The organism is Longimicrobium sp., assembly GCA_036389795.1.
Taxonomy (GTDB): Bacteria; Gemmatimonadota; Gemmatimonadetes; order Longimicrobiales; family Longimicrobiaceae; genus Longimicrobium.
The window spans coordinates 1-6,461 of the sequence record DASVWD010000280.1 but is presented as its reverse complement, the minus strand read 5'-3'; the positions used below and the strand labels follow the sequence as shown (position 1 = coordinate 6,461).

Below are 6,461 nucleotides of genomic sequence, written 5' to 3'. Positions count from 1 at the left end.
CGACGAGGTGAAGGCGCGCGGCGGCTGCATCATCGGCGTGATCAGCGAGGACGACCACGAGCTGCTGGACGTGGTGGACCACGCCATCACCATCCCGCGCACCATCGACATGCTCACCCCGATCCTGGCCAGCGTGCCGCTACAGCTCCTGGCCTACCACATCGCGGTGATGCGGGGCACCAACGTGGACCAGCCGCGCAACCTGGCCAAGAGTGTGACGGTGGAGTGAGGGGAGCCGGAGGGAGGGGCGCTGTCCGGAGATAATAAAGTCGGCTACTCGGAAATGAACTCGGCTACTGACGGAGACGCCGCCGCTCGGAAGAGGGGCGGCGTCGCGCACTTGCAGGCCTGGCTCGTGGGTGCTCACGCCACTCGGCGCCTGGCCGGCATGTCCACACCCATTGCTCTCGGTCCCTGACGCGATCGGGCAAGCCGTCGCATCGTTCCAGAGGTGCTTGCGCGCCCAGGTGCCCAGCCGATGAAGGCCCTTCCGTGCCGCTCAGGTTAAACCAGACCATCCTCACACCCGTCGGTGGCGCTGGCCGACCTGTACTAACCTTGGCCCTCCTCAAAACCTTCAAGTTTTTTGGCCCCAGGTGTGCTACCTCGAATCAGTTGATTTCTGATCTTCGAGCACATATTGGCGCGAGGATGAGCGGAGTGACCCGAGGCTCTTGCTGTAAGTGGCATCTTCCCCAAGCCTGCAAGCGATGCCCACGCGCCCGGGCGCGGGATCAGAGAGCCAATCCGAAAACATTTGCCTGCCAAGTTGTGTCGTATTATATGTAGGAGGCGAACCCCTCGTGGGCGAGGATCGCCCCGGGGGACAGGTTACCCACGAACCCGGAGGATGCCATGACAGCAGCAATTCCGAAGGTAGCCCGCGCGATCGTGCTCGCCCTGGCGGTCGGTCTCACGGCGTGCTCCGACGCGAGCAGTCCGGTCGCCACCCTCACCCCCGACGCCCGGCCGCGCCTGCTGGTGGCGGGCTCCACCGAGACGCTCGCGACCGGCCTGAACCTCACCAACGGCTCGTCGGTGACGTGGAACGTGTCGATGCCGTCGTCGGGGACCATCCGGCTGAGCTTCGACGCGCGCATCAACTACGGCAGCACGGCGGGCAACAGCACCATCTTCGAGATCAAGGTGAACGGCGCGAAGGTGACCGACGCCCACCTCTACAACAAGGGCGCCACCTACTACTATCCCAACCGCAGCCAGACGGAGTACTACTACACCAACCGCGGAGCCTCCTGGGGCCAGGCCGACAACTACTGGGGGCTGTTCTGGAGCCCCAACTTCTCGGCCAACAACTCGTCGAGCAACCCCTACTACGTGCAGGGCGGCAACGCCTACACCTACGTGCTCACCATCAGCGGGCTGGTCAACTACGGACAGGTGAACACCATCGAGATGGTGAACCGGGGTGCGTGGGTGCAGGCCGCGACCGGCAACTCGCCCACGATCGTCCTGCAGAACGTCAAGGTGCAGTCGATCGTTCCGCAGCCCCTCTCGGTGGGCATCTCGGCCTCCTTCCAGGCGCAGCCGTACCAGACCTGCTGGGCCTACGCCAGCGTCTCGGGAGGTACCCCGCCGTACAGCTACCAGTGGTACGTGAACGGCGCGCCCTGGGACACCTCCCCGCAGACGGCCTACACCAACTCCGGGTTCGGCTACTACCTGGACCTCTACGTCACCGATGCCGCGGGCACGACGAAGGGCACCTGGCAGTACGTGGACGTGTGGGAGGGCGCGTTCCCCTGCTACTAGCGGCCCTCGCCGCACCCGGCAGGGATCGCACATGAGGAAAGCGCCGTCCCCGCGGGGACGGCGCTTCCGTTGCTCCACGTGATACCAGATCCACGAAAAGTATTTGCCTCGCGCAGAGTCAGCAGTAGCCGGGATATTTTCTTCTCTCTCGGATTTCCCAGGATTTGTTTGGAAGTTCGGTAGCCGAGTTTATTATCTCCGTACAGGCGCCGCCTGCAGCAGCGGTGGTCCCCCGGGCTCACGGCCACCGTGGCTCATGCAGGACGGCGGCAATCCTGCCGCCGCCCTTTGTCTGATCTGCCTACCGAGCCTTGCGCAGCGGCGGCGGGCGAACCATCTCAGGCGCGCGGGCGAAACTCCAGGCAATGTCTCGGAAAGACGATTACGCGAGAGGGATGAGCTTCGATGGGCTGCCGGAGCAGGCAAGGCCGGCTTATATCGCTCTGGAGCAGTTTCAAGCCGGAGAGCCGGTAACTCAACGCTGCCCTTTCTGCCGCGGCTTGATCAGCGTCGAGGGAGTCACGCTGGCGGGAGAATCGAGTCCGTGTGCATGGAAGACGGATTGCCCATGTGGCAAGTGCAATTCGGCGTGGCGTGGGTTGTAGCGGCGTCCCGATCGCACCGGCCCCAGCGGCATGTGCTCGTCGAGCCGGGGCGCGCTTTCCCCCATCATGAGGGCCGAGGCCGATGACCTTCGAGGACGTGCGCGCGATCGCGCTGGAGCTCCCGGGCGCGGTCGAGGCTGCGTCGCGCGGAACCCACTCCTTCACGGTGCGGAAGAAGCTCTTCCTGCGCCTCATGGAGGACGGCCGGACGCTCGTGCTGCGCACCGATTGGTTCGAGCGCGACCACCTGATCACGACGGCTCCGGCCGTGTTCCATCTCACGAGCCAGATTCGCGACTTTCCCTGGGTTTTCGTGAAGCTCGCGGCGGCCGAGCCGGCACAGCTGCGTGCACTCGTGCAGGACGCCTGGCGGCGTGCGGCCCCGCGCAGACTGGTCGATGCTTTCGACGCGCTCCCCTGAGCTGCGCGCGGTCCCGGTTTGAGCTCGGACGCCGGCAGCCGGTGACTGTCTCGAGGTGCCGGACGCGACGCCGGACGCACGACAGCTCACCCCGATCCTGGCGAGGGTGCCGCTGCAGCTCCTGGCCTACCACATCGCCGTGATGCGGGGCACCAACGTGGACCAGCCGCGCAACCTGGCCAGGAGAGTGACGGTGGAGTAGCGCAGGCGTGTAGCTGCTGCTGTCGAGAGACGATCCGGAGGGCGGCCGTGCATGCGCCGCCCTCCGCGTTATCGTGCTGAGCCCACGCGTGGCGACACGGGTGCGGACGGACGTGAGGCACACGCTGGAGGTGACAGGGAGATGCTCCAGGACAGTGAAGTGGCGACCCGGCTTCCCGCGCAGGACCTGGAGCGGGCCAGGGCGTTCTACGCGGAGAAGCTGGGCCTGGAGCCCGTGGAGGAAAGGCCCGGGGGCCTCCTCTACCGCTGCGGGAACGGCTACTTCGCCCTGTTCGCGTCGGCGGGCGCCGCTTCGGGCACCCACACGCAGATGGGTTGGGAAGTCGCCGACATCAAGGCGGCGGTGGCGGCGCTGCGCGCCCGCGGAGTGGTGTTCGAGGAGTACGACCTGCCCGGACTGAAGACGGTCGGCGGCATCGCGGACATCGCCGGGAACTATCCGAGCAAGGGCGTCGGCGAGAGGGCCGCCTGGTTCAGGGACAGCGAGGGCAACCTCCTCGGCATCGGCCAGCCGGTGCGCTGAAGTATCTTTCGCCTCTCGTCCAAGGGGGCGCAACGACACGCCCACCCTGCATCCGCGCCCACGCCTTCCCGAGAATCTTCCCCTTGACGTCCGACAGGAGTGCGCCTACACTTCCCCTCGTCATCCGACAGGAGAACGCATGGGTGCACCTTCCGCGGACGTGCTGCAGGGCACGCTCGACCTGCTGATCCTCAAGACGCTGTCGCTGGCCCCGCTGCACGGCTGGGGCATCGCGCAGCGCATCCAGCAGCTCTCGGACGACGCCCTGCAGGTGGGCCAGGGCTCGCTGTACCCGGCCCTGCACCGCCTGGAGAGCAAGGGGTGGATTGCCAGCGAGTGGGCGGTCACGGAGAACAACCGCAGGGCCAAGTACTACCGCCTGAGCACGGCCGGCCGCCGTGCGCTGGGCGAGGAGACCCAGGCGTGGCGCCGCTTCGCCTCCGCGGTGGAGCTGATCCTGGGCACGCCCTGAGATGATCGACCGCGTGGCGCTGCGCCTGCGCGCCTTCCTGCGCCCCGGCGACCCTGAGCGCGAGCTGGACGACGAGCTCCGCTTCCACCTGGAGATGGAGGCGGAGCGGCTAGAGCGCGCAGGCGTGGCGCCGGACCGGGCGCGCGCGGAGGCGCTGCGCGCCTTCGGCGACGTGGAGGCGGTCAAGGAGGGGTGCCGGGCCGTGCGCGGCGCCCGCCTGCGCGAGGTGGCCGCGGACCTGGGCGCCGCGCTCAGGCTGCCGCTGCGCGAGCCGGCTTTCGCGCTCGCGGCGGTGGCCGCGCTGGCGCTCGGGGTCGGGGCGGCGGCGGCGGGCGCCTCCCTCCTCCGCGACGCCGTCCTGCGGCCGCTTCCCTACCCGTCGCCCGACCGCCTCGTCCGCCTGCAGACCGCCGTCCCCGGCATCGGAGAGACGCGCTGGCACCTGGGCCGCGCGCAGTTCCTCCACCTCCGGCGCCGCTCGCGGAGCTTCTCGCATCTCGCGCTCTACACGCTGGCGCCCGCGACGCTCGCGGGCGGGCCGGGCACGCCCGCGGAGCGCATCGGCACGGCGCGCGTGAGCGCGGGAATGGCCGCGGTGCTGGGGGCTCGCACCGTGCTCGGACGCGGCCTCACCGCGGCGGACGAGCTGCGCGGAGAGGCGGACGTGGCGGTGCTGGCGCACGCGCTGTGGTCCGCGCGCTTCGGCGGCGACCGCCGGCTGGTGGGGCGCACGATCGACCTGGACGGGCGCGCCGTGCGGGTGGTGGGCGTGCTGGCGCCCGGCGTGCGCCTGCCGGAGGAGCTGGAGGCGCCGGAGCTGGCGGGGGTGGGCGCGTGGATGCCGCTCCGGCTGGACCCGCGCGAGCGCCCCGAGCCGCACCACGTGTTCCGCGCCGTGGGCCGGCTGCGGGACGGCGTGTCGCCGGGGCAGGCGCGCGGGGAGCTGGCGGCGCTGACGGCGGAGCTGCCGCGCGCGCTGCCGGCCGCCTACCCGGTGGGCTTCCTGCGCTCCAGCGGCTTCCGGACCGAGGTGGTGCCGCTGCGCGCGTCCGTGCTCGGCCGGGGCGCGGGGCTGCCGCGGGTGGTGGCCGGCGCGCTGGCGGTGCTGATGCTCGTCGCCTGTGCGGCGGCCGCGGCGCGGTTCGTCGCGCGCCTGGGCGTGCCGCGCCGGCCGGCGCCGCGCTCGCCGGCCGGGGAGCGGCGGGTGATGGCGGAGGCGGCCGTGCTGGGAGCGATGGCGGGCGCCGCCGCCGGCGCGGTCGCGCTCTGCGCGGGGCGCCTGCTCTCCTCGCTGCTGCCGGCGGGCGTGCCGCTGATCGCCGAGCCGCGCGCGGGGGCGGCGCTCGCCGCGGCGGCCGCGGGGTGCGCGTTCGCCGCGGCGCTCGTGCTGGGCCTGCTGCCGCTGGTGCGCCGCGACCCCGCGCCGGGCGCCGCGCGGCGGGCCCCGGCGCGGGCGGGCGGCGGCGCTGCTGGTGGCGCAGGTCGCCCTCTCGCTGGTGCTGCTGGTCTCGGCGGCGCTGCTCCACCGCGGCTCGCGGGCCCTGGACGCGGTGCCGCCCGGCTTCCGCGCGCAAGGAGCGCTCACCTTCCGCGTCCTCCTTCCCGAGCAGGGCTTCGCGAGCCACGCGCAGGCCGCGGCGTTCCACCAGGCGCTCGCGGACCGCCTGCGGGCGCTCCCGGGCGTGCGGGAGGTCGGGGTCGCGCACGCGCTGCCGCTCTCCGGCTTCGACGGCTGCTCCTCGGTGCGGGCGGAGGGCGGCGGCGTGGCGTGCGTGCCGGTCACCTTCACCAGCGGCGACTACCTGGCCGCGCTCGGCGTCCCGGTCGCCGGGCGCGCGCCGACGCGGGGGGAGGCCGAGGCGGGGGCGCCGGTGGCCGTCGTCAGCCAGGCGTTCGCGCGGCACGCGTGGCCGGGACGGGACCCGATCGGCAGGCGCCTGCGGCTGAGCGAGCGGGCGGAGTGGCACCGGGTGGTCGGCGTGGCGGGCGACGTGCGCGGCGCCGGCCTGGACCGCCCCGCGCCGCGCGACGTGTACGTGCCCCTGCCGTCCATCGCCGGCGGCTGGCCGCCGCCGCGGGCGATGTCGTTCGTGGTGCGCGCGCCCGGCGCCGACATGGACGCGCTCGCCGCGGAGGCCGCGCGCGCCGCCGCGGCCGTCGACCCGCGCGTGCCGGTGGTGGACGCGCGCCCGCTCGGCGCGCTGGTGGCCGCGTACACGGCGGTGCTGCGCTTCCCGGCGCGGCTGCTGGCGGTGGCCGCGGGCGCGGCGCTGCTCACGAGCCTGCTCGGGCTGGCCGCCGCCGCGCGCGGGCTGGTGCCGCGGGCCGCGGGCCGTCCCCGCCTCGCGCGCGCCGCCAGGCTGACCGCGGTGGGGGCGGGGCTGGGGCTGCTGGCGTCCGTCCCGGCCAGCCGTGTCCTGGCCACGCTCCCCGTCCGGATCGATCCGG

General features: G+C 72.2%; 8 protein-coding genes. 7 read left to right on the top strand and 1 reads right to left on the bottom strand.

Translation table 11 applies throughout. The features are described 5' to 3' along the window. From VF746_31620 to VF746_31595, 6 genes are all read left to right on the top strand, one after another. Positions 1–229, top strand: a 229-nt coding sequence (locus VF746_31620; GenBank protein HEX8697010.1) for a glucosamine-fructose-6-phosphate aminotransferase, incomplete at its 5' end; no start/stop codon positions are given. A 626-nt stretch (positions 230–855) separates the two neighbouring features. Then, the gene (locus tag VF746_31615) at positions 856–1,770 is read left to right on the top strand and encodes a hypothetical protein (protein HEX8697009.1); all 915 of its coding nucleotides are present in this window, start codon (positions 856–858) and stop codon (positions 1,768–1,770) included. Between the two features lie 687 nt (positions 1,771–2,457). Then, the gene (locus VF746_31610) at positions 2,458–2,796 is read left to right on the top strand and encodes an MmcQ/YjbR family DNA-binding protein (GenBank protein HEX8697008.1); all 339 of its coding nucleotides are present in this window, start codon (positions 2,458–2,460) and stop codon (positions 2,794–2,796) included. Between the two features lie 55 nt (positions 2,797–2,851). Further along, a complete protein-coding gene (locus VF746_31605; protein HEX8697007.1) occupies positions 2,852–2,998 on the top strand; it encodes a hypothetical protein in 147 nt (48 codons plus the stop codon). 159 nt (positions 2,999–3,157) lie between these two features. Next, positions 3,158–3,541, top strand: a complete 384-nt coding sequence (locus VF746_31600; protein ID HEX8697006.1) for a VOC family protein — start codon at positions 3,158–3,160, stop codon at positions 3,539–3,541. A gap of 139 nt (positions 3,542–3,680) precedes the next feature. Beyond that, positions 3,681–4,013, top strand: a complete 333-nt coding sequence (locus VF746_31595) for a PadR family transcriptional regulator (GenBank protein HEX8697005.1) — start codon at positions 3,681–3,683, stop codon at positions 4,011–4,013. 109 nt (positions 4,014–4,122) lie between these two features. Here the strand turns inward: VF746_31595 and VF746_31590 are convergent, their stop codons facing one another. Next, a complete protein-coding gene (locus VF746_31590) occupies positions 4,123–4,479 on the bottom strand; it encodes a hypothetical protein (protein ID HEX8697004.1) in 357 nt (118 codons plus the stop codon). Positions 4,480–5,485: 1,006 nt separating this feature from the next. On the opposite strand from VF746_31590, the gene VF746_31585 reads away from it, so the two are divergent. After that, positions 5,486–6,461 (top strand): ABC transporter permease (locus tag VF746_31585; GenBank protein HEX8697003.1); only part of this gene is annotated, 976 nt, incomplete at its 3' end.

Excerpts from the sequence above, each read along its gene's own strand:
- VF746_31615 (HEX8697009.1), top strand. The coding sequence starts at position 856 with ATGACAGCAGCAATTCCGAAGGTAGCCCGCGCGATCGTGCTCGCCCTG.
- VF746_31610 (HEX8697008.1), top strand. The coding sequence starts at position 2,458 with ATGACCTTCGAGGACGTGCGCGCGATCGCGCTGGAGCTCCCGGGCGCG.
- VF746_31595 (HEX8697005.1), top strand. The coding sequence starts at position 3,681 with ATGGGTGCACCTTCCGCGGACGTGCTGCAGGGCACGCTCGACCTGCTG.